16 protein-coding genes and 3 pseudogenes are annotated in these 21,531 nt (G+C 57.8%); 7 read left to right on the top strand and 12 right to left on the bottom strand.

Annotation, left to right across the window (positions count from 1 at the left end; genetic code table 11):
• Positions 1-12: 12 nt before the first annotated feature.
• Positions 13-738 (top strand): aspartate/glutamate racemase family protein, encoded by a 726-nt coding sequence (locus tag EBB79_RS23645; protein ID WP_127751480.1) that lies wholly within the window; start codon positions 13-15, stop codon positions 736-738.
• Between the two features lie 34 nt (positions 739-772).
• Here the strand turns inward: EBB79_RS23645 and EBB79_RS23640 are convergent, their stop codons facing one another.
• The 9 genes and pseudogenes from EBB79_RS23640 to lpdA all read right to left on the bottom strand — a co-directional run bounded on the left by EBB79_RS23640 (position 773) and on the right by lpdA (position 10,530).
• Positions 773-1,312 carry a helix-turn-helix domain-containing protein gene (locus EBB79_RS23640; protein WP_127751479.1) on the bottom strand — a complete coding sequence of 180 codons (540 nt, stop codon included), beginning with the start codon at positions 1,310-1,312 and terminating at the stop codon, positions 773-775.
• A gap of 280 nt (positions 1,313-1,592) precedes the next feature.
• Positions 1,593-1,739 carry a hypothetical protein gene (locus EBB79_RS24620; RefSeq protein WP_164860916.1) on the bottom strand — a complete coding sequence of 49 codons (147 nt, stop codon included), beginning with the start codon at positions 1,737-1,739 and terminating at the stop codon, positions 1,593-1,595.
• Between the two features lie 96 nt (positions 1,740-1,835).
• Positions 1,836-4,659 (bottom strand): annotated as a pseudogene (gene gcvP, locus EBB79_RS23635) (aminomethyl-transferring glycine dehydrogenase).
• A gap of 121 nt (positions 4,660-4,780) precedes the next feature.
• Positions 4,781-5,145: pseudogene (gene gcvH / locus EBB79_RS23630) on the bottom strand (glycine cleavage system protein GcvH).
• 18 nt (positions 5,146-5,163) lie between these two features.
• A complete protein-coding gene (gcvT, locus tag EBB79_RS23625) occupies positions 5,164-6,258 on the bottom strand; it encodes a glycine cleavage system aminomethyltransferase GcvT (protein WP_127751478.1) in 1,095 nt (364 codons plus the stop codon).
• Positions 6,259-6,284: 26 nt separating this feature from the next.
• Positions 6,285-6,698 carry a universal stress protein gene (locus tag EBB79_RS23620; RefSeq protein ID WP_127751477.1) on the bottom strand — a complete coding sequence of 138 codons (414 nt, stop codon included), beginning with the start codon at positions 6,696-6,698 and terminating at the stop codon, positions 6,285-6,287.
• Positions 6,699-6,778: 80 nt separating this feature from the next.
• On the bottom strand, positions 6,779-8,149 hold the full coding sequence (locus EBB79_RS23615) for an alanine/glycine:cation symporter family protein (RefSeq protein WP_127751476.1): 1,371 nt from the start codon (positions 8,147-8,149) through the stop codon (positions 6,779-6,781).
• Between the two features lie 25 nt (positions 8,150-8,174).
• Positions 8,175-9,111 (bottom strand): annotated as a pseudogene (gene lipA / locus EBB79_RS23610) (lipoyl synthase).
• 24 nt (positions 9,112-9,135) lie between these two features.
• Positions 9,136-10,530, bottom strand: a complete 1,395-nt coding sequence (lpdA, locus tag EBB79_RS23605) for a dihydrolipoyl dehydrogenase (protein WP_127751475.1) — start codon at positions 10,528-10,530, stop codon at positions 9,136-9,138.
• Positions 10,531-11,005: 475 nt separating this feature from the next.
• Here lpdA and EBB79_RS23600 point away from each other — a divergent pair, with 475 nt between their 5' ends.
• From EBB79_RS23600 to EBB79_RS23580, 5 genes are read left to right on the top strand one after another with little or no spacing between them, the layout of a single operon-like run.
• Positions 11,006-12,208: an aromatic ring-hydroxylating oxygenase subunit alpha gene (locus EBB79_RS23600; RefSeq protein WP_127751474.1), complete on the top strand. Its 1,203-nt coding sequence runs from the start codon at positions 11,006-11,008 to the stop codon at positions 12,206-12,208.
• A gap of 26 nt (positions 12,209-12,234) precedes the next feature.
• On the top strand, positions 12,235-13,089 hold the full coding sequence (locus EBB79_RS23595; protein ID WP_127751473.1) for an ABC transporter permease: 855 nt from the start codon (positions 12,235-12,237) through the stop codon (positions 13,087-13,089).
• Positions 13,086-13,910, top strand: coding sequence for an ABC transporter permease (locus EBB79_RS23590; RefSeq protein WP_127751472.1), 825 nt, complete (start codon positions 13,086-13,088; stop codon positions 13,908-13,910). The genes EBB79_RS23595 and EBB79_RS23590 overlap by 4 nt, the downstream gene beginning before the upstream one ends.
• Position 13,911: 1 nt before the next feature.
• Positions 13,912-15,015, top strand: coding sequence for an ABC transporter ATP-binding protein (locus EBB79_RS23585; protein ID WP_127751471.1), 1,104 nt, complete (start codon positions 13,912-13,914; stop codon positions 15,013-15,015).
• 39 nt (positions 15,016-15,054) lie between these two features.
• Complete coding sequence (locus EBB79_RS23580) at positions 15,055-16,272, top strand: aromatic ring-hydroxylating oxygenase subunit alpha (protein WP_127751470.1); 1,218 nt, start codon at positions 15,055-15,057, stop codon at positions 16,270-16,272.
• 84 nt (positions 16,273-16,356) lie between these two features.
• Here EBB79_RS23580 and EBB79_RS23575 read toward each other — a convergent pair whose 3' ends face one another.
• Positions 16,357-17,418: an extracellular solute-binding protein gene (locus tag EBB79_RS23575; protein WP_127751469.1), complete on the bottom strand. Its 1,062-nt coding sequence runs from the start codon at positions 17,416-17,418 to the stop codon at positions 16,357-16,359.
• 146 nt (positions 17,419-17,564) lie between these two features.
• On the opposite strand from EBB79_RS23575, the gene EBB79_RS23570 reads away from it, so the two are divergent.
• Positions 17,565-19,604 (top strand): oxidoreductase, encoded by a 2,040-nt coding sequence (locus EBB79_RS23570; protein ID WP_127751468.1) that lies wholly within the window; start codon positions 17,565-17,567, stop codon positions 19,602-19,604.
• A gap of 50 nt (positions 19,605-19,654) precedes the next feature.
• Here EBB79_RS23570 and EBB79_RS23565 read toward each other — a convergent pair whose 3' ends face one another.
• Positions 19,655-20,107 (bottom strand): GNAT family N-acetyltransferase, encoded by a 453-nt coding sequence (locus EBB79_RS23565; RefSeq protein ID WP_127751467.1) that lies wholly within the window; start codon positions 20,105-20,107, stop codon positions 19,655-19,657.
• Positions 20,108-20,143: 36 nt separating this feature from the next.
• Positions 20,144-21,517: an aminotransferase gene (locus EBB79_RS23560; protein ID WP_420850433.1), complete on the bottom strand. Its 1,374-nt coding sequence runs from the start codon at positions 21,515-21,517 to the stop codon at positions 20,144-20,146.
• Positions 21,518-21,531 lie beyond the last annotated feature (14 nt).

Here is a 21,531-nt window from a genome sequence, read left to right as displayed (position 1 = left end):
AGGAGCATTCTCGTGACTTTTGACCCCGGTGGACAAAACATTTGCGGCATTTCCATAGGGGTTCTGTCGCTGGAAAGCTATTTCCCCAAGCCGCCGGGTCATATCAAGAACCCGTCGAGCCTGCCCTTCACGACAACCTATGAAATCCTGCATGGGATCACGGTTCCTAAACTGTTAAACAATCCGTCGTCTGACATGCTTGTGCCGATTTTGGACGCGGCGCGCCGGCTGGAATCCCAGGGCGTGCGGGCGATTACCGGTTCCTGTGGTTTCCTGGCATTATTTCAGAAAGAAATTGCCGAGGCGGTCTCGGTTCCGGTCTTTGTGTCCTCGCTATTGCAGGTGCCACTGGCCTATCAGATGACCCGGGCGCCGGTGGGTGTGGTCACCGCCTCTGCCGCGCTTTTGACCGACAACCACATCGAGGGCGTTGGAGCCCAAGGCATTCCAATTGTAGTGCAGGGTCTTGAAGACACCGAAGAATTTGCATCGGTCATTTTACGAAACGAGCGGGACGGTATGGATTTGGCGAAGGTAAAAAGCGAAGTTCTTGCTGCTGGGCTCCGGCTGATTGACCGTGCCCCCGATATTGGAGCGATCGTTCTGGAATGCACGGATTTACCACCCTATGCCCATGACCTTCAGGCGGCGCTGAAGCGCCCGGTGTTTGATCTGACCACTTTGGCGACAATGATGCATGACGTTGTCTTGCGCAGGCGCTATTCCGGGTTTCAATAAGTGCTGGCCAGCGCTGCGTCCCGTTGTCGGGGTTTCAGCTGGCAAAGGCGCGTTGCCGCAGCACCTTGGGACTGGACCCAAGCTCTCTCTTGCACCAATACGAAAAATTACTAAGCGAGGTGAACCCTGTGGCCACCACGATTTCGGAAAGTGGCAAGCTGGAATGGACGATCAGTTGATGGGCCCGTTCAATCCTAAGCCTGCGGTAAACAGCCAGCGGCGTTGTTCTGGCCTTTTCCTGAAACCGCCGCTCCAGCTTGCGGGTGGAGACATTGGTCCGCTGGGCCAGGTCTCGGATCAGTCTGGGCTCTTCGATGTTGTCCAGCATGAGATCGAGTATGCGACTGATAAGCCGATCACCGTGGGCGCGCTGAAGCAGGTGCAGGGCCACCTTGCTTTTCAGGTTCATCGAAGGGTCTGCAAGGCCAACGTATTCGGACACTGCATCAGCAATGAATGAGCCGTGGTCGTCCTCGATGATCTGCAACAGCAGATGAAGGGCAGCAAAGGGGCTGGTTGCACTCCCGACCCCGCCTGAAGAGGCGACATGCTGGCCTTGTGGCGCACTTCGCAAATCTTCCTCGTCAGCAGCGGCAGAAAAATTGGAGTGGATGGCCAGCGGATGAAGGTGATTTTGCCCGGTGGCGGACAGTAAAACACCGCTCCGCCGATCAGCACCGTGCGCGAGGCATGGCGCAATGTCTGTTGCAAGCGGCTGCGGTCGGGGCCGCTCACCTGCCAACGGCTGTGAATATTGCCCAAAAATATCACCGTATGCCGGGTCTGACCGCCGAGATTTCTGGTCGGGGGTGTGGACAGACAGCGGACAGAGGTTTGGTAGCGGGACGAGGTGATCAGGTCATTGGCAGCGTGAAATAGATCGCGAAACATCTGCGCCCCGAGGCGGCGGCGTCTTCGGGCAGGATGATTTCAATGTGATGGATGGGCCCCGCCACCGACGCATCACCGGTGCAAATGGGGGCAGCGATCTGACTGTTCATGGCTGTCTCCTATCACGCGTTCAAGTTGCCTGTTTGGTTGGCCCCGTCTTATTTGACGGGGCTGTTTGTTGTTTTAAGTTTCGTCTTGGTAGTCAGTCATTGGGGGCATGTGCAGATGAGGTTTCGGTCACCGTAGGCGTTGTCGACGCGGTTGACGGGGACCAGTATTTGTCGACGCCCAATGATCCGGGCGGGAAACAGGCGGTCTCGCGGCTGTAGGGGCGGTCCCAGTCGCCGACCAGATCGCGCACCGTGTGGGGTGCGTTTTTCAGCGGGTTGTTGTCGGCGTCGATCTTGCCGTCGATGACATCCTGGGCCTCGGCGCGGATCGACAGCATGGCGTCGCAGAACCGGTCCAGCTCGTCCTTGGGCTCGGACTCGGTGGGTTCCACCATCAGGGTGCTTACCACCGGCCAGGACATGGTCGGGGCGTGGAAACCGCTGTCGACCAGACGTTTGGCGATGTCATCCACGGTGACATTGCCCGCATCGGCCAGGGGCGGGTGTCGAGAATGCACTCATGGGCGACGCGGCCGGTTTTGGAGGTGTAGAGGACACCGTAGGCGTCTTTCAGGCGGGCGGCGATATAGTTGGCGTTCAGGATGGCGACCTTGGTGGCCTGGGTCAGACCGGCGCCGCCCATCAGCAGGATATAGGCCCAGCTGACCGGCAGGATCGAGGGCGAGCCAAAGGGCGCCGCCGAGACCGGACCCACCGCCGAGCCGTATTCAGGGTGGCCGGGCAGGTGCGCGGTCAGGTGGGATTTCACCCCGATCGGGCCCATGCCGGGGCCGCCGCCGCCGTGGGGAATGCAGAAGGTTTTATGCAGGTTCAGGTGGCTGACATCGCCGCCGATCTTACCGGGCTGGGCCAGACCGACCATGGCGTTCATATTGGCGCCATCGATATAGACCTGACCGCCGTGATCATGGGTGATCTGGCAGACCTCCTGCACGGTTTCCTCAAACACGCCGTGGGTCGAGGGATAGGTGATCATGCAGGCGGCCAGCCTGTCCGAGTGCAATTCAGCCTTGGCGCGGAAATCGGCGATGTCGATATTGCCGTGCGCATCCGCCTTGATGGGCACCACCTTGTAGCCCACCATCTGCGCGGTGGCCGGGTTGGTGCCATGCGCCGAGGTGGGGATCAGGCAGACATTGCGCCCCGCCTGACCCCGGGCCGCGTGATAGTTGCGGATGGTCAAAGGTAAGATATTCACCCTGCGCGCCCGAGTTGGGCTGCTGGCTGATCGCGTCATAGCCGGTGATCTGACACAGTTTATCGTTCAGATCGTCGATCATCTGGGTGTAACCCTGCGCCTGATCCTGCGGCACAAAGGGGTGCAGGTTGCTGAACTCGGGCCAGGTGACCGGGATCATCTCGACGGTGGCGTTCAGCTTCATGGTGCAGGACCCCAGCGGGATCATCGAGCGGTCCAGCGCCAGATCGCGATCCGCAAGACGGCGCATGTAGCGGGTGATTTCGGCCTCGGCCCGGTTTTTGTGGAAAATCGGGTGGGTCAGATAGGCACTGTCGCGCAGGGCGTGCTCGGGCAGGCGATAGTCGCGGTTGGCCTGACTGTCGTCCTGTTTGTCGATGCCAAAGGCGCCCCAGACCGCCTCGATGGTTTCCGGGCGGGTCTGTTCGTCAAGGGAGACGCCCACGGCCGTGGCCCCGACCTTGCGCAGGTTGATGCCGCGGGCCACCGCCGCCTCCATCACGGTTTTCTGCAGCGGACCCACGTCAACCGTGATGGTGTCAAAGAACACCTCGGGCTCGACGGTGTAGCCGTGCTCTTCGAGGCCGGCCAGACGTGAGGTCTTGCGGTGCACCGACTGGGCGATCGCCTTGATGCCGTCGGGACCGTGATAGACCGCATACATCGAGGCCATCACCGCCAGCAGCGCCTGGGCGGTGCAGACGTTGGAATTGGCCTTTTCACGGCGAATATGCTGTTCGCGGGTTTGCAGCGCCAGCCGGTAGGCCTTGTTGCCGTGGCTGTCGACCGAGACACCAATGATGCGGCCCGGCATGGCGCGCTTGAGCTTATCCGTGGTGGCCATATAGGCGGCGTGGGGACCGCCATAGCCCATCGGCACGCCAAAACGCTGGGTCGATCCGATGGCAATATCGGCGCCCATTTCACCGGGGATTTCAGCAGCGCCAGCGACAGAATGTCGGCGGCGACAATGGCCAGACCTTTGTTGGCGTGCAGCGCGGTGATTTCAGCGGTGAAGTCGCGCACATGGCCATAGGTGCCGGGATACTGGAAGATGGCGCCAAAGACGGTTTCGGGTTCCAGATCATCCGGGTTGGCCACGATCACCTCGACACCCAGCGGCGCGGCACGGGTTTTGATCACCGCGATGGTCTGCGGGTGGCAGTTTTCATCAACAAAGAAGGCGGCGTTATTGGCCTTGGAGCGGCTGCTGCGTTTGGTCATCGCCATGGCCTCGGCGGCGGCGGTGGCCTCGTCCAGCAGCGAGGCATTGGCGATGTCCATGCCGGTCAGATCGCTGACCATGGTCTGGAAGTTCAACAGCGCCTCAAGCCTGCCCTGCGAGATTTCTGGCTGATAGGGCGTATAGGCGGTGTACCAGGCCGGGTTTTCCAGGATGTTGCGCAGGATCGGCGCCGGGGTGGAGGTGCCGTAATAGCCCTGGCCGATCAGCGAGGTCAGCACCTTGTTTTTGCTGGCGACCTCTTTCATGTGGAACAGGGCGTCGCGCTCGGTCATGGCCGGGCCCCAGTCCAGGGCTTCGGTCTGGCGGATCGAGGCCGGGACCGTCGCGTCGATCAACTCGTCCAGGGTTTTGAAGCCGATGACCTGCAACATATCAGCCATTTCACGCGGGCTGGGGCCAATGTGGCGGCGGTTGGCAAAATCATAGGCTTCGTAATCGGTCAGCTTGAAGGCCATGGGGGTGTTCCTTTGGAGAGATCAGCGCAGGCCGGGAGGAGGGGAGCCTCCGGCGGGAGTATTTTTGGAAAGATGAAGATGCGGCCTGCGCCCGGTGGCGGATCCGCATCAGGGGGGGCGGTTAGCCGATGAAGGCCTTGTAGCCGTCCAGATCCATCAGATCACTGAGCTGGTCTGTATTGGTCAGCTTGATCTTGTAGATCCAGGCATCGCCCTCGGGGGCGTCATTCAGCGCGCCGGGATTGTCCTCGAGGGCGCCATTGGCCTCGAGCACTTCGCCGTCCACAGGCGCGTAGATTTCGAGGCGGCTTTGACGGATCTGATGACGCCAATGTCGTCGCCTTTTTCAAAATCGTCGCCGGGCTCTTTCTGTTCGACAAACACGATCTCGCCCAGCTGGTCGGCGGCGTGCTGGGTGATGCCAATGGTGGCGATCTCACCTTCGACGGTGACCCATTCGTGCTCTTCGGAATAATAGGTGGTCATGTTCGAAACTCCTGGGGTTCAGCGTTTGTAGTTTTGGGGGACAAAAGGCAGCGCGGCAATCTCAGCCGGTTGCGCCTTGCCGCGGATGATCAGGTTGATTTTCTGGCCTGGGGTGCTGAAGTCGGTGGCGACATATCCCATCGCAACCGGGGCGCCGACCGAGGGTCCAAATCCGCCCGAGGTGATGGTGCCGATCACGGTGCCGTCCAGATCCTGGACCTCGACACCGGCACGGGCCGGGGCGCGCCCAGTGGGTTTGATGCCAACCAGTTTGCGGGCAGTGCCCTCAGCCAGCTCGCGCTGAATGCGGGCCGCGCCGGGAAATCCGCCTTCCTCGCGGCGGCGTTTCTGCATCGCCCAGGTCAGCGAGGCCTCGACCGGCGAGGTGTCATTGTCGATGTCATTGCCATAGAGGCACAATCCGGATTCCAGGCGCAGGCTGTCGCGCGCCCCGAGGCCAACCGGCTCGCAGTCTTCATGGGCCAGAAAAGCGCGGCAGATCGCAATCGCCTTGGCTTCGGGGATGGAGATTTCAAAGCCGTCTTCGCCGGTGTAACCCAGCCGCGAGATGCGGCAGTCAACACCCATGATCTCGGCCTCCATGGTCTGCATGAAGCTCATCTCACGTGCGGCGGGGCACAGATCGCCCACCACATTTTCCGCCGCCGGACCCTGGACCGCGATGAGCGCGCGATCAAAGATCTCGGTGACCTCGATCCCATCAAGATGCTTGGCCATATGCGGGATGTCCTGGTGGCGCATCGAGGCATTGACCACCACAAACAGGTGATCGCCATTGGCGACGATCAGGTCATCCATGATGCCGCCGTCGTCATTGGTGAAGAACGTATAGCGCGCCTTGCCCTCTTTCAGGGTGGTCAGCGCCGAGGGCACCAGAGTTTCCAGTTTGCTGGCCGCATCCGCCCCGCGCAGGATCACCTGACCCATATGGCTGACGTCAAACAACCCCGCCTTGGCGCGCGTATGGCTGTGCTCGCCCATGATGCCCATCGGGTACTGAACCGGCATCTCCCAGCCAGCAAAATCAACCATCTTACCGCCAAGCTCGACGTGAAGATCATACAACGGTGTGCGTTTCGCAGCATCGGTCATAAATTTAGGCCTTTCTGTGGGGGCGATCAGTCGCGGACAACCATAACGGTGCAATGGGCATTGCGCACCACGCGGGCCAGATTGGGACCAATTTCGTAGTTCGGGAAGTCCCCCTTGGCAGAGGCGATGACGATCATGTCGAAGCCGTCCTTATGGGCGAGTTTGAGGATTTCGCGGTAGACGCTGCCCTCTTCAATATGCACAGGGACATCGGATGCACTGTTGTGATCCAGGATCGCCTGCACCGCTTTGCCGACGTGGTCCTTGGCGCCGGCGCCATAATTGGCTGGCAGATTGGGCAATTGGATAATTTCGGGGATGACCGACACTGCATGAAGCTCGGCGCCGTAGAACCTGGCCTGTTCCAATGCAATCGGAAGCGCCTTTTTCCACGAACGGTCATCGGTGTGATCCATCGGCAGTAGGATTTTTGTGGCCATTTGTCATCTCCTCATGAGGGTATTTCAAATTTGGGGAAGTGGGGGGCCGGTTGACCAGCCCCCCGGGGTTTTTTGGTCGCTTATTTGGATGCCGATCCGGAGCCTTCAGTCGCACCACCAGAGGCGAAGAATTCGCGGGTGAGCTTGAAGACGATCGGGCTCAACAAGGCCAGCGCGATCAGGTTCGGAATGGCCATCATGGCGTTCAGCGTATCGGCCAGCAGCCAGATGAAGCCCAGGTCTGCGGTGGCACCGAAGTAGATCATCACAATCCACAGAACCCGGTACGGCATCAGCGCCTTTGAGCCAAAGAAGAAGCCAACGCATTTTTCGCCATAGAAGGACCAGCCAAGGATGGTGGTGAAGGCAAAGATCGACAGGGCAACCGCGATCAGCGCACCGCCAATGCCGGGCAGTGAGTTTTCAAAGGCCAGCGAGGTGAGCGCCGCGCCGGATTCGCCGGATGTCCAGGCACCAGAGGCAATGATTGCGAGACCGGTGATTGAGCACACGATGATAGTATCAATGAAGGTTCCGAGCATGGCAACCAAGCCCTGGTTTACAGGACCAGCCGTCGAGGCCGCAGCATGGGCGATCGGCGCGGAACCAAGACCGGCTTCGTTTGAGAACACGCCACGGGCCACACCAAAACGGATCGCCATCCAGACAGCCGCACCCGCAAAGCCACCTTCAGCAGCCGAAGGGGTGAAGGCATGGGTGAAGACAAGGTTCAGCGCATCGCCAATGTTCCCAATGTTGATCAACAGAACCAGCAGACCGGCAATGATGTAGCTGACGGCCATGAAAGGCACCAGTTTACCAGCCACCGCACCAATGCGAGAGATGCCGCCAAGGATAACAGCAGCGGTCAGCACCATCAGAATAACACCGGTGACCGATGTATTGACGCCGAAGTTGGATTCCAGCACCGAAGCAACACCATTGGCCTGCACACCGTTGCCGATGCCGAAGGCCGCAATGGCTCCAAACAGGGCAAAAGCGCCGCCAAGCCAGGCCCATTTCGCGTCCAGACCGTTTTTGATGTAATACATTGGGCCACCGACAAAGTTGCCCAACTCGTCTTGCTCACGGTATTTCACCGCCAGCACTGCCTCGGCGTATTTGGTGGCCATGCCAACCAGGGCAGTCATCCACATCCAGAACAACGCACCCGGTCCGCCCAGAAAAACGGCGGTCGCAACACCGGCGATATTACCGGTACCGATGGTTGCCGATAGCGAGGTCATCAGGGCGTTGAAGGGGCTGATTTGCCCTTCGCCCTGGGTCTCGCGGCCCTTGAACAGCAGGCTAAAGCCGGTGCCCAGTTTCAAGATCGGCATGAATTTCAGCCCGGCCATCAGGAAGAAGCCAACGCCTAGAATGAGAACCAGCATTAGCGGTCCCCAGACTATGCCGTTAATGGCCCCGACTATTGAATTTAACGCTTCCATGGTATTCCTCCCTAAAGGTTGTATTTTATGATCTATTTGCCAGCATACGTTGACGTGTTTTTGTGAGAGTGGCAAAATCTTCGTCAGCGTGGAAAGATGATCGGGTCAGCGGTGTGGCTGACACGCCCAAGAAACCCTTGGCGCGGGCAATTTGTTCCAGCTGGGCGAATTCTTCCGGTGACCAAAAGCGATCAATCGGATGATGTTTTGTGGTGGGCTGCAAATATTGGCCCACGGTCAGGAAATCGACATTTGCAGCACGCAGGTCATCCATGACCTGACGGATGTCATCCAGTGTTTCGCCAAGCCCAACCATCAGTCCGGATTTGGTGAATATCTGCGGTTGGGCCCGCTTGGCATCATCCAGCAGGCGCAATGAGCTGTAGTAGCGCGCACCGGGGCGCACAGTCGGATACAGGCGGGGCACGGTTTCCAGGTTGTGATTGAACACATCTGGGGCAGCCTCAAACACCAATTGGCCCGCGTCACCCTTGCCGAGAAAGTCAGGGTCAGCACCTCGATTGTGGTGTCTGGGGTTTGGTGGCGCACCGCGCGGATGGTCTGGGCGATATGATCAGCGCCGCCATCGTCCAGATCGTCGCGATCCACCGAGGTAATCACCACATGGCGCAGGCCCAGTTTTTGACGGCAGCCGCAACCCGTCCAGGTTCAAAGGCATCCAAGCTATCCGGTTTGCCGGTGGCGACATTGCAAAAGGAGCAGCCACGGGTGCAGGTCTCGCCCATGATCATCATGGTGGCGTGCCGTTTGGACCAGCATTCGCCAATGTTAGGGCAGGCGGCCTCTTCGCAGACGGTGGTCAGATTGTGATCGCGCATCAAGCGCCGGGTTTCGTAATATTCTGCCGACTCGATCCGTTTCTTACGAATCCAGACTGGCTTGCGAGGGATCGTATGGCTGGCCTTATGGGCCTTTTCCGGATGGCGCAGATGCTGTGTCATAGCTCTCTTCCCTTTCGATCAACGTCAGGCGTGAATGGCGCGGCCAAGTGCATCAAGGCAGGCTTCTTTGACGGCCTCGGCCATTGACGGATGCGCATGACAGCTGCGGGCGATGTCATCGACAGTGGCCCCCTTGGTCATCGCCAGAACCAGTTCGGCGATCAGGTCCCCACCATGTGCGCCGACGATATGTGCCCCCAATAGCGTGCCGTCAGGCGAGGCCAGCACTTTGACGGCCCCATCTGTTTCACCGATTGAGCGGGCACGCGAATTGGCCATGAAACTGAATTTGCCGCTGATATAGGCGGTGCCGGCCTCTTTCAGCGCCTCTTCGGTTTGCCCGACCGACGCGACCTCGGGATTGGTGTAAACCACCCCCGGCACTGTGTTGTAATCAACATGGGCAGGCTCTCCGGTCAGCATCTCGACACAGGCGACACCATCTTCTTCGGCTTTATGCGCCAACATCGGGCCGGGCACGCAATCGCCGATGGCGTAGATGCCCGGCACAGAGGTTGCAAATCTACCATCAACCTCGATGAAGCCGCGGGCGTTGACGCTGACACCCAGCGCATCCAGCCCCAGGCCGCTGGTGACAGGGAGGCGGCCAATTGCCACCAGAACTTTATCGGCCTGGAGTGTCTCTTCGGTGCCCTTGGCTATCCGTTCCAATGCCAGCTCCAGCCCTTCGGCTGTTTTTTCGATGCCGGTCACTTTGCGGCCAAGTTGAAATTTGAGCCCGCGTTTGGACAGCGCCCGTTGCGCCAGCTTGGCGATTTCTCCGTCAATGCCCGGCAGGATACGGTCAAGGAATTCCACGACAGTCACCTTAGCCCCAAGCTGCGACCAGACCTGACCCAGTTCCAACCCGATGACTCCGGCCCCGATCACAACCAGATGCTTTGGCACGCTATCCAGCGCCAGAGCGCCGGTTGAGCTTAGTATATCGACTTCATCAATCGCGATCCCGGGCAGCGGTGTTGGCTCGGATCCGGTGGCGATCAGGATATGTTTTGCCTCCAGCAAGCTGGACCCCTGGTCATTCTGCACCTTTACCTGTCCAGCGGCCGGGATCGAGGCCCAGCCCTCAATCAGGTCGACGCCATTCTTTTTGAACAGAAAACCGATGCCTTTGGTCAGGTCGCCAACAAGCTTATCCTTGCGGGCCATCATTGCGCCCACATCAACGCTGGAGTCTTCGACTGCGATACCATGCGCGGCCAGATTTGAAAGCGCTGCGTATTTACCAGATGACGTCAGCAGGGCCTTGGACGGGATGCAGCCGACATTCAGACAGGTGCCGCCCAGGGCGCCTCGACCTTCAATACAGGCGACGGTCATGCCCAATTGTGCCGCGCGAATGGCTGCAACATAGCCACCGGGTCCGCCCCCAATTACCACCAGGTCATAAGCCGTCATATGGTCTCTCCGAAAATACGTTCGTAAGCAGGACTGTATACGCCTGCATGCCACTATATGATCCCTATAGGAAACTTTTCCCCTTTAAGCAACAAAAGAAGCGATCAGGAAATTTCGACTCCAATATGCACCATTGGCAAGCCATGTCCTGCACAGGGGAAAACCCGTCATGGGACGCATTGGGAAAATGAAATCTGGGCCTGCGGATGGGGAAAACGACGTCCCGCAGGGCCGGATTTTAAGGAAAAATGATTCGTGTTGAGACACGAGCAGGCCGGCATCGGAGAAAACGGCCATGAGCGCCCCGCCTGTAGTTCCGCGTAGGCGCGGCTATCCTGAGCGTGACATCAAATATCAGACTGGCATCCGGATAATGTCCCGTCTTATGAGCGCCTATTGCGTGTTTGCAAAAATTTTGATTGAGCGCTTAAACAAAAATTGTTAGTCGTTCATCATGGCGAGCAAGGATAGTCGGATGAACACCCAGAACTCTGCAGCAAAACCCAGCTTGGCGAACCGTACCGGGCTGCCAGCCTGGAGCTATACCAACCCTGAAATGCTGGACGCAGAGAAAGAACTGTTGTTCCGCCGCCACTGGCAATTGGTGTGCCATGTAAATGATGTGCCTGCGGCGGGTGACTTCATGACCTTGGATCTGGTGGGCGAGCGCGCTTTGGTGGTGCGCGGCAAAGACGGCACGGTGCGCGCCTTTCACAATCTGTGCAGGCATCGTGGGTCACGGGTGGTCGCCGAGGACAAGGGGCACTGTAAATCTGCGATTATCTGCCCCTTTCACGGCTGGGCCTACAATCTTGATGGAACGCTGCGTGGCGCCGCCCAGCCCGGCAGTCTGCCCGACATGGATCCAGTGAAATTTGGTCTGAAACCGGTGGAAATGGATATCTGGCAGGGCTTTGTCTTTGTGCGTTTCAAGCCAGGACCACAGCCCAGTGTGTCGCAGATTATGGCGCGATTTGAGGCCGAGGTGGCCCCCTACAAGTTGGCTGATGTGGTGCCCGATGGTGCTGGCGTCTGGAATGAGACGATCGCCGCAAACTGGAAATGTGTGCGCGATGTCGACAACGAGGGCTATCACGTTCCCATGGCCCATCCCGGCCTGCATGATCTGTTCGGCAGTAACTATTATGATGAGGATATTGATCAGGGCGCATCCCGCTCCTACTCTCGCTTTCGCGAAGGTAAGGGACGGCTTTGGAGCGTTGAGAACTATAAGAAAATTCTGCCTCAGATCGCAGATTTGAACGACGAGCAGAACGCCGCCTGGCTGTATCTTGGTGTCTTTCCCAATGCGGTGTTCGGGATCTACCCGGATTCGGTCATCTTCTATCAGGAATACCCGGTTGAGAACGGCAAGACCATTCAGCGTGGCGCCTGCTACAAACGTCCCACAGAAGACAGACAAATGCGGGCGGCCCGCTATCTGAGCGGGCGCATCGACCGGATCACAACCAAAGAAGATGAGCAGTTGATTGAATGGTGTTGGGAGGCTTCATTCTCTAGCGGATTTGACGGGGTGATCCTGTCCGACCTGGAATCCGGAGTGCGCAGCTATCACGATGCCTTGAGGGTGCATTTCCCAGTGTTGGATCATGATGAGCCTTTGCCGGGACAACTGGCCAAGGAAAACCAGGCCTTGCTAACTGAGGCTGACCTGTAAGGTGCGCAGGGCAGGGGAGCACAGAGATGGATAACGAGGGGCGGCAGGGGCTCAGATTAATCAGTCCCCCACTGATATTTGCGATCGCCATGTTGGCCGCGCCACTGCTGATGGTTGTCGCCTTCAGTTTTTGGACGCAAAACTATCTGGACATAGACCGGACCCTCAGCCTGGCAAACTATACCGAGGCATGGACCAAGCCGATCTATCAGACCTTGATGTTTCGGTCGCTCCGGATCTCGGTGCTGGTGACGATTGTCACGGTGCTGTCTGCTTTCCCAATCGCCTATTATCTGTCGTTCCACGTGCATCGGCGCAAGGCATTGTGGCTGTTTCTGATCACCATTCCCTTTTGGACCAGCTACCTTCTGCGGGTGTTTTTGTGGAAAGTCATCCTTGGTTACAATGGGGTGCTGAACAGCGCGCTGTTGTGGGTTGGGGTCATCGACGAGCCGATGACGTTCTTGCTGTATAATGCAAATGCTGTTGTCCTGACGCTGGCCCATGCCTGGGCACCCTTTGCGATCCTGCCGATTTTTGTCGCGCTGGAAAAGATCGACCGCTCGCTGCTGGAGGCCGCCGAAGATCTGGGGGATGGGCCTGTGCGCCGGTTCTTCCGGGTGACCTTGCCACTGGCGATGCCCGGTGTAATCGCCGCTACTTTGATCGTTCTAATCCCAACGGTCGGTGACTTCATCACGCCACGACTGGTGGGTGGCACGGATGGGCTGATGATCTCCAATATGATCCAAATTCAATTCGGAAAAGCCAACAATGCGCCGCTTGGGGCTGCGCTTGCGGTGTCGTCGATGGCAATCATCGCATCCGTCAGTCTGTTGCTGTACCTGACGGGCAAGAAGCTTGGAGGAAAGGTGGAATGAAACGGAACCGATCCCCCAAATGGCTGGCCTTCTATGCCGTGGCCTACATGGTTTTTCTCTACGCGCCGGTTGTTCTGCTACCCATGTTTGCGTTTAACGACGCGACCGTCATCGCCTTTCCGCTGTCCGCGTTCACCACCAAATGGTTTGACGTGCTCTGGAATACCCCGGCGCTGCATTTGGCGGTCAAAAACTCGCTGCTGGTCGGGGTTTCAGCTGCCGTATTGAGCACCATTTTGGGCGCCTGTGCGGCGCGCGCTACCGCGCGCTACCGGTTTCCGCTAAAGCGCGGGATCCTTGGGTTTATCATGTTGCCCATGGTTTTGCCTGAAATCATCTTGGCCGTGGCCCTGCTGGTGCTGCTCAAGCAGCTTGGACTGCCACTGTCGCTTTGGACCGTTGTCGGCGGCCATGTGCTGATCTGTGTGCCCTTTTCCATTGCCATTCTCACCTCGGCCTTCAATGGGCTGGACCAAAGCCTGGAGGAAGCCTCGCAGGATCTGGGTGAAAGCCGCTGGGGGACTTTTCAACGGGTGACGCTGCCATTGGTGATGCCGGGCATTATCTCTAGCCTGTTGATCAGCTTCACCATTTCACTGGATGAATTCATCATCGCCTTCTTCCTTACTGGCACCGATGTAACCCTGCCGGTTTATATCTGGAGCCAGCTGCGTTTTCCGACCAAGCTGCCTTCGGTCATGGCGCTGGGATCAATCTTGCTGGCGCTCTCGGTTATATTGTTGATCCTGGCGGAGTGGTTCCGTCGCCGGTCTGCCCACAAACAAGGTGCCGATGCATCTGCTACCGGAGGTTTTGTCTGATATGACGTCACCCGAAGCCCAACCCATTATCAACCTGACAGGCGTGACCAAGTATTTTGGTACATTCCACGCGCTGAAAGGCATTGATGCAAACATCAAAGAGGGCGAGTTTTTCTCGCTGCTCGGGCCGTCTGGATGTGGCAAAACCACCTTGCTGCGGATGATCGCCGGCTTTGAAGACCCCAGCGACGGCACCATCGTGATTGGTGGCAAATCGATGGCCGGAATATCGGCAAATCAGCGCCCGACCAACATGGTGTTCCAGAGCTATGCAATCTTTCCCCACCTCAACGTGGCCGAAAATGTCGGCTATGGTTTGAAAAAGGGCAAGTTGAGCAAGCAAGCTCAGCTCGCAGAGGTTGAGAAGGCGCTCGAGATGGTCGATCTGGTCGGCTATGGCACGCGGGCGGCCCATGAATTATCGGGTGGGCAACGGCAACGCGTGGCGCTGGCGCGCGCGCTGGTGATGCGGCCCAAAGTGGTTTTGTTGGACGAACCTCTTTCGGCACTGGACAAAAACCTGCGCGACCAGATGCAGGTGGAGTTGCGCCGGTTGCAGCAATCGCTGGGCATTACCTTTATTCTGGTGACCCATGATCAGGAAGAAGCGCTGATTATGTCTGATCGCATCGCGGTGATGTTTGAGGGCAAGATCGCCCAGCTTGCCACCCCAGAAGAACTTTACCGTCGGCCCATCAGCCGCAGAGTGGCCTCGTTCATCGGAGTGATGAACTTTCTTGAGGCCCGCGTGACCGGCTCTGGCGAGGCGGGTCTTCAGCTGGATATCCCAGCCCTGGGCCAGGTTGAGGTTTCGCACGATCACCTGCCAGAAGGTCTGAACCCGCAGGATATTCATACCATTGGCATTCGGCCTGAGATGCTAACGGTACTGTATGATGGCGACCAAGGTGCCGAACGCATTGCCCAAGCACAGGTCGTTGGCACCTCTTACTATGGCGACATGACCTACTACAGCGTTCTGCTGCCCGGCCACACCGAAGAGGTGACCATTTCCATGCGGAACACGGCGGGGCGTTCAATCCTTAATGTCGGCAGTACAGTGTCGGTTGGTTGGGGCGCAGATTCCATCGTGTTGTTTGAATAACCAGCCTTTGCCAAAGGGCCGGAAAACAGGACTAAATCGATGACTACATCTTCTATCTCTCTGGGCGACCTCATCGCCCGTCACAAACCGGGCTATGCCTTGGAACAGGCGTTTTATCAATCTGAAGAGGTGTTTCAGCAGGATCTAAAACGGGTTTTCCATCACGAGTGGCAATGGGCGGGACATGTCAGCGAACTTTGCGAGGTCGGGGACTACTTCCTGTTTGAGATGATGGACGAGTCCGTCATAATCACCCGCGGCAATGACGGAGAAATCCATGCTTTGGCCAATGTCTGCCGCCATCGTGGATCCCGGGTCTGCATCGAGCCGCGTGGCAATACCAAACGGTTCACCTGCCCCTATCATGCCTGGATCTTCAATCTCGACGGCAGTCTGTTCAATGCACGTCTGCTGGACAAAGAGTTCGACCGCACCAAACTGGGCCTGAAACGGGTCGCCGTCGAGGTCTTTCACGGCATGATTTTTGTGTCTCTGGCTGATAACCCTGACAGTTTCGAGACCCTCAGGCAGGAATTGGACCCGGTGTTGCAGCCCTTTGGACTGACCAAGACCAAAGTTGCGCACCGGGTGCAGTATCCGGTCAAAGCGAACTGGAAACTTTTGGTCGAAAATTACAATGAATGCTATCATTGTACTGCGGCCCACCCAGAGTTCTCACGCTCTCATGCCACCCATATGGCAGCCGAACGGGTCGAACCGTTAAATTCTGCGATGGTTGCGCGCGCCCAGGATTGTGGTGTGCCCACTGATTTTATCGATCGCATCGCCATCAATCGCCAGCCGGGATCTCCTGAATATGCCTATAATCGCTACAGCCTGTTTGAAGGGTTTGCGACCGGCAGCGAGGACGGCAAACCCCTGGCGCCACTGCTGGGGCACCTCAAAGGCTATGATAGCGGCGCTTCGGATCTTTATGTCGGCATCCTCAATCCGATGCTGATCTACTGCGATCATCTGGTAATCTATCGCTTTATTCCCGTCGACAAAGACAACTCCATTCAAGAGATACTCTGGCTGGTTCGTGAAGACGCGGTTGCAGGTGATGACTATGATCTCGACCGGCTGGCATGGCTGTGGAATGTGACAACCGAGTCTGACAAGACCATCATTGAGAAGAACCAAGAGGGCGTAAACTCGCGGTTTTACGAGCCGGGTCCCTTTGTCGAGATGGAAACCTACACCAAGCGGTTTGTCGACAGCTATCTGCGATCCCTGGAGAATGCCGACCCTGAATAACGGCGCATTTACACGCGCTGTTCCAGACACAAAAAGGGCCCCGGTATGATAACCGGGGCCTTCTTCAGCTGGATGTAAATGGCGCTAGAAACCTGCTTTGATCAGCTCGAATTCGGCGATCATCTTTTCGCGCAGGGTGACAGGAACCGGAGACTGCCACAGAGTGTTGGCGCGCAGTTTATCAGTCGAATCCAGACCCATCGCCGCCAGATCTTCGGTGTTCATTTCAGCCATTGCGGCCGCATTGCCATGACCATATCCCCAGGCGCTAACCAGATAATCGGCGGTCTTTGGTTCCAGCCAGGCGTTGATGAAGTCGTAGAACTTATCCTCTGATCCGGGCGCATTGGCCAGTTTGACATAGCCGCAGACCCAGCTGGAGGCGCCCTCGGTGGTGTCGCGTTTCATGGCAATCGGGTGGCCTTCGTAGGTCATGGTGGAATAGGTTTCGTTCCAGGCCCAGGACAGATAGACCTCGCCACTTTGCATCAGCTGCGCCAAAGATGCCCCATCGGCCCAATAGGTACGAACATTGCTATGGACCTGGCGCAAAAAGGCCGAAGCCGCCTGAAATTGGGCATCCGTCGCCTGGCTCCAGTCCTTGACGCCGGTGGCTAGGAACCCCAGCGCATAGGCGTCATCGACGTTGTCACCGATGGAAATACGGCCCGCGTGCTTGGGATCCGCAAAGGACTGCAACGAGGTGACATCGCCATCACTCAGATGGTCGGTATGGTAGGTGACTGCGGTATTGCCCCAGTCAACGGGCACAAAATAGGGCTTTCCGTCTTTCTGGAAGGCAGGGATATCGCGGAATGACGCTTCCAGTTCAGCCCACCGGGGGATGCGCGAGGTGTCCAGAGGGTCTAGCAGCCCGGCCTCGATCCATTTAGGCACCGATTGCGAGCAGGGATGGGCCACATCGGCCCGAAAGCCAGAGCGCAATTTTTGAAACGCTTCTTCTTCATCGCCAAAAAACGCAAAGGTCGGCGGGGTGTCGTGTTTGGCCGTATAGGCGGTAAAGAACTCTGGGTCCTCGTAGCCGGCCCAGTCAAAGATTGTAAGGCTGTCCTCGGCTGCCAGGGCGGTGCCCAAGGGTAGGCTGAAAGCGCAAGCAAGGGCCGCGACCGTCGTAAAATGTTTCATCAGTGTCTCCCAGTTGAAAAGGGCCCACGCATTGTTTTTGTCTTTAGGCCTTGGGTTAGGTTAGGCGTTGAGACCCCTTGACTCAAGATTTAATTGAGCGCTCAAATAAACAAAATGCTAACTCACAAGCCAAGAAAGAGAATTAGATGCGCGATGCTCGCCATGACATCCTGTTTCAGCCATTACAGATTGGTCCCGTGACCACAAAAAACCGGTTTTACCAGGTGCCCCACTGTTCTGGCATGGGCTGGCGGCGCCCCCGCGCAGTGGCGGCGATGCGTGGGATGAAGGCCGAGGGTGGCTGGGGGGTGGTCAATACCGAGTTCTGTTCAATTCACCCGACGTCGGACAATGATAGTTATCCTTACGCCGCACTCTGGGACAATGACGACATCAGGGCCAACAGGCTGATGACGGATGCCGTGCATGAGCATGGTGCATTGGCGGGGGTTGAGCTTTGGATTGGCGGCGGGATGGTGACCAATTTTGGCACCCGGCTCGCACCCTTGGGGCTGCGCAACCGACCACAAACAGATGCCTCGGTTCTGCATCCGGGGCAGGCCCGCAAGATTGACCGGCAGGACATCCGGGACATTCGCAAATGGCATCGCGATGCGGCCCTGCGGGCTGTCGAGGCCGGGTTCGACATTGTCTATGTCTATGCCACCCATGGCTATCTGCTGTCAGAATTCATGGATCCGGTAATCAACACCCGCAGCGATGAATATGGTGGCTGCCTGGAAAATCGGGTTCGCCTCGTTCGTGAGCTGATAGAGGAAACCAAAGAGGCCGTCGGCCACAAATGCGCAGTGGCCACGCGGTTCTCGGTCGGGTTGGGGGATGCTGAAAGTTATGACGCCTTTGCCATGCTCGCCGATTTGCCGGACCTTTGGGATTTAGTGGTGCCCGACTACGGAATAGAGATGGGCGCCAGCCGGTTCGTCAAAGAAGCCTCGTTTACCGATGACATTGCCAAGGCGAAACAACTGACGTCCAAGCCGGTTGTGGCCGTGGGCCGCTTTACCTCGCCGGATACAATGGCGCGGGTTCTGCGGCAGGGCGGTCAGGATCTGATCGGAGCTGCGCGCCCGTCGATTGCTGATCCCTTTTTGCCCAATAAGATCAATGAGGGCCGCGCGGAAGATATCCGGGAATGTATCGGCTGCAATATTTGCTACGCCCATGATTCACTTGGCGTGCCTCTGCGATGCACGCAAAACCCAACCATGGGTGAAGAGTGGCGTCAGGGCTGGCATCCAGAACGGGTGACGCCAACCAAAAAGCCGGAAAAAGTGCTGGTCGTGGGCGCGGGTCCTGCTGGTTTGGAAGCCGCCAGAGTGTTGGGAGAACGGGGCCACAGCGTCCTTCTGGCCGAGGCCAGCCGCAATCTGGGTGGACGACTAAACTACGAATCCCGGCTGCCCGGGATGAGCGAATGGGCGCGGGTGCGGGATTGGCGCGTGGGTCAGATCGACAAGTTGGACACAGTCGAAGTTTACCCCGAAAGCCCGCTAAAGGCGCAAGATGTGTTCGATCTCGACGTCACCCATGTGGTGGCCGCCACTGGCGCGCGATGGGCCAGTGACACCCTGGGCCGGCATTCTGATACCGGGCTTGAAGCAGGGACCGCGGGCATGGTGATCAGCGCTGATGTTGTATTGGCAGGCAACACCATCGAGGCGGACCATGTGGTGATTTATGATGATGATCATTACTATTTAGGTTCAGTTCTGGCGCTGCAGTTGCGCAAAGACGGACATCGCGTGACACTGGTGACCCCGGCGGGTCGGCCCTGTGACTGGGGCCAATGGACCACGGAAGTTTACCAATCCAACACGACCCTGATTGAGGCCGGGGTCGAGGTTCTGACCAATGTGATGCTGGTTGCGGCCAACTGGGGTGAGGCCGTGCTGGAATGCGGTTTGACAGGCGATCGCAGGCCATTGGCCTGCGACGCGGTGATCCCGCTGACCCGGCGCATCCCGGTTCTGGGACTTTATGAGGGTCTCAGGAATATGGGCGAAGATCTGGCTCAGGCTGGGGTGAAATCACTGGTGCGCATTGGCGATGCCGAAGCCCCGAATATCATCGCGGCAGCCGTGCAAAGCGGCTATCGCGCCGCGATAGATCTGGGCGAGGAAGTCGATATCGCCCAGAAATACGGTCGGCGTGAACATACAGTTTGAGAGACTGTTTGTGTCGGGTCCATAGGGGCACTACCGCCGTGGACCCTGGATCAGCTGTTTATCTCGTAAACAATAAATGGCGTTTTCTCGGCGACCTTATCGTAAAGGGTGCGGCCCGGATAATTGAATTCCTGGGTCATCCAATAAAGGCTTGGAATGTCGGCTGCCAGCGCGCGCTGACGCACGCCCTCGATCAAAGCCCGGCCCACACCCTGTCCCCGCACATTTGGGTCGGCAAACAGATCCATCAAATAACAGGTGTCCGTGGTCGCCCACAGGGTGCGGTGAAACAGAAAATGCGCCAGCCCCACCGCGACCCCGTCCACCGTTGCAATCAGGCCCTGAAACTCGCGATTGTTTTGTTCCAGCAAGCGTGAGAATGCCGTTTGAAACACCTCTTCCGGCAATGTGGTGTCATAAAACTGCAAATAGGCCGTCCAGAGGCGGCGCCAGTCCGCCTCGTCCTCGGCCCGTAAAGGCCGTATCACCAGTGCTTCGCTCATCTGACACCCTGTCCTTTATATTGTCTGGTCCCAAGCCTACTCTTTGAGCAGCGCGGCTTCTACCTGCTGAATGGCGCGTTCCAGAATATCGAACAGCTCGTCAATCTGTTCCAGCGTGATGATCAACGGCGGCGAGAACACTGCCATATTGATCAGAGGACGCACGATCAGGCCCATCTCCTCGCAGGCGGCATCTATCATCGACCCAAGCTGCCGCTCTGCCTCAAGATCATTAGCGCGGCATTCAATGCAGCCCAACAACCCTTCGCCACGGGCATCGCCGACAATATCATATTTCAGCAGGTCGCGCAGACGAGACTGAAAATGCGGTGTCACCGCGCGCACGTGCTCCAGAATGCCTTCATTTTCAATGATCTCGATATTCTTGAGCGCAGCAGCACAGGACACAGGGTGGCCGGAATAGGTGTAGCCATTGGTAAAAGATGAGGCCTCGCCCAGGTGGCTCATCTGCTCCATCACCCGGTCAGAAATGATGCAGGCCCCCAGTGGCAGATAGCCCGAGGTAAGCCCTTTGGCGCAGGTGATCATGTCGGGGACGATGCCAAAAACCTCCTCTGAGGCAAACCAATGGCCCAGACGTCCAAAGCCGGTGACCACCTCATCCGAGATATACAGGATATCATGGGCCCGACATAACTCCAGCGTGCGTTTGTGGTAGCCGGGGGCCGGGACAATGACGCCGCCGGAACTGAGCACCGGTTCGGCGATGAAGGCGCCGATGCTGTCGGCCCCAATTTCGGCAATGGCATTCTCAAGGTCGGCAACTTTGGCATCGCACCAGGCGTCAACGGTCATGCCATCGGGGCGACGATAGGGATTCACGTCGGGCAGAAAATGCACCAGCCGGGTTTCAAAATCGAAATGGCTTTTGTCACGTTCCTTGCCGGTCACCGAATGAGCCAGATACGTGGATCCGTGATAGCCTTTTTCCCGCGCGAGGATTTTCTTTTTGTTGGGACGCCCCAACCGGTTGTTGAGGTACTGCATGGTGCGCAGCGCTGTATCAACTGCGGTGGAGCCACCGGTGGTGAAGAAAACGTTGTTAAGATCCCCCGGCGCCATGTCGGCCATCTTCTTGGCCAGTACGGCCGATGGCTCGGTCGTGTTGGTGAACGGCGAGGTATAGGGCAGTTTCAACACCTGCGCTGCGATGGCATCGGCCATGTCGCGACGACCATAGCCGATTTGGGTGCACCACATGCCGCCCGGACCATCGATATAGCGCTTACCGTTGCCATCCCACATGTAGATACCATCGGCAGTCTCAACCAGCATGTTGTCGTAGTCGCGCCAGTCGTCCGTCGCCATCCAGGGGTGGATCTGATGGGTGCGATCCCAGTCCAGCAGGGTCTTGGCACTGGGCTCATTCGAGCCCCTGTGGCTGCTCATCTCAGTCATGATTT

It is taken from the genome of Parasedimentitalea marina (assembly GCF_004006175.1).
GTDB classification, from domain to species: Bacteria; Pseudomonadota; Alphaproteobacteria; order Rhodobacterales; family Rhodobacteraceae; genus Parasedimentitalea; species Parasedimentitalea marina.
The sequence above is the reverse complement of the archived record's forward strand: the minus strand, read 5'-3'. Positions and strand labels throughout refer to the sequence as shown.

What these genes read in the sequence shown, in the direction of transcription:
- EBB79_RS24620 (WP_164860916.1), bottom strand. Translation starts at nt 1,739, where the DNA reads ATGAACAGTCAGATCGCTGCCCCCATTTGCACCGGTGATGCGTCGGTG.
- gcvT (WP_127751478.1), bottom strand. Translation starts at nt 6,258, where the DNA reads ATGACCGATGCTGCGAAACGCACACCGTTGTATGATCTTCACGTCGAG.
- EBB79_RS23620 (WP_127751477.1), bottom strand. Translation starts at nt 6,698, where the DNA reads ATGGCCACAAAAATCCTACTGCCGATGGATCACACCGATGACCGTTCG.
- EBB79_RS23615 (WP_127751476.1), bottom strand. Translation starts at nt 8,149, where the DNA reads ATGGAAGCGTTAAATTCAATAGTCGGGGCCATTAACGGCATAGTCTGG.
- lpdA (WP_127751475.1), bottom strand. Translation starts at nt 10,530, where the DNA reads ATGACGGCTTATGACCTGGTGGTAATTGGGGGCGGACCCGGTGGCTAT.
- EBB79_RS23600 (WP_127751474.1), top strand. Translation starts at nt 11,006, where the DNA reads ATGAACACCCAGAACTCTGCAGCAAAACCCAGCTTGGCGAACCGTACC.
- EBB79_RS23595 (WP_127751473.1), top strand. Translation starts at nt 12,235, where the DNA reads ATGGATAACGAGGGGCGGCAGGGGCTCAGATTAATCAGTCCCCCACTG.
- EBB79_RS23590 (WP_127751472.1), top strand. Translation starts at nt 13,086, where the DNA reads ATGAAACGGAACCGATCCCCCAAATGGCTGGCCTTCTATGCCGTGGCC.
- EBB79_RS23585 (WP_127751471.1), top strand. Translation starts at nt 13,912, where the DNA reads ATGACGTCACCCGAAGCCCAACCCATTATCAACCTGACAGGCGTGACC.
- EBB79_RS23580 (WP_127751470.1), top strand. Translation starts at nt 15,055, where the DNA reads ATGACTACATCTTCTATCTCTCTGGGCGACCTCATCGCCCGTCACAAA.
- EBB79_RS23575 (WP_127751469.1), bottom strand. Translation starts at nt 17,418, where the DNA reads ATGAAACATTTTACGACGGTCGCGGCCCTTGCTTGCGCTTTCAGCCTA.
- EBB79_RS23570 (WP_127751468.1), top strand. Translation starts at nt 17,565, where the DNA reads ATGCGCGATGCTCGCCATGACATCCTGTTTCAGCCATTACAGATTGGT.
- EBB79_RS23565 (WP_127751467.1), bottom strand. Translation starts at nt 20,107, where the DNA reads ATGAGCGAAGCACTGGTGATACGGCCTTTACGGGCCGAGGACGAGGCG.
- EBB79_RS23560 (WP_420850433.1), bottom strand. Translation starts at nt 21,517, where the DNA reads ATGAGCAGCCACAGGGGCTCGAATGAGCCCAGTGCCAAGACCCTGCTG.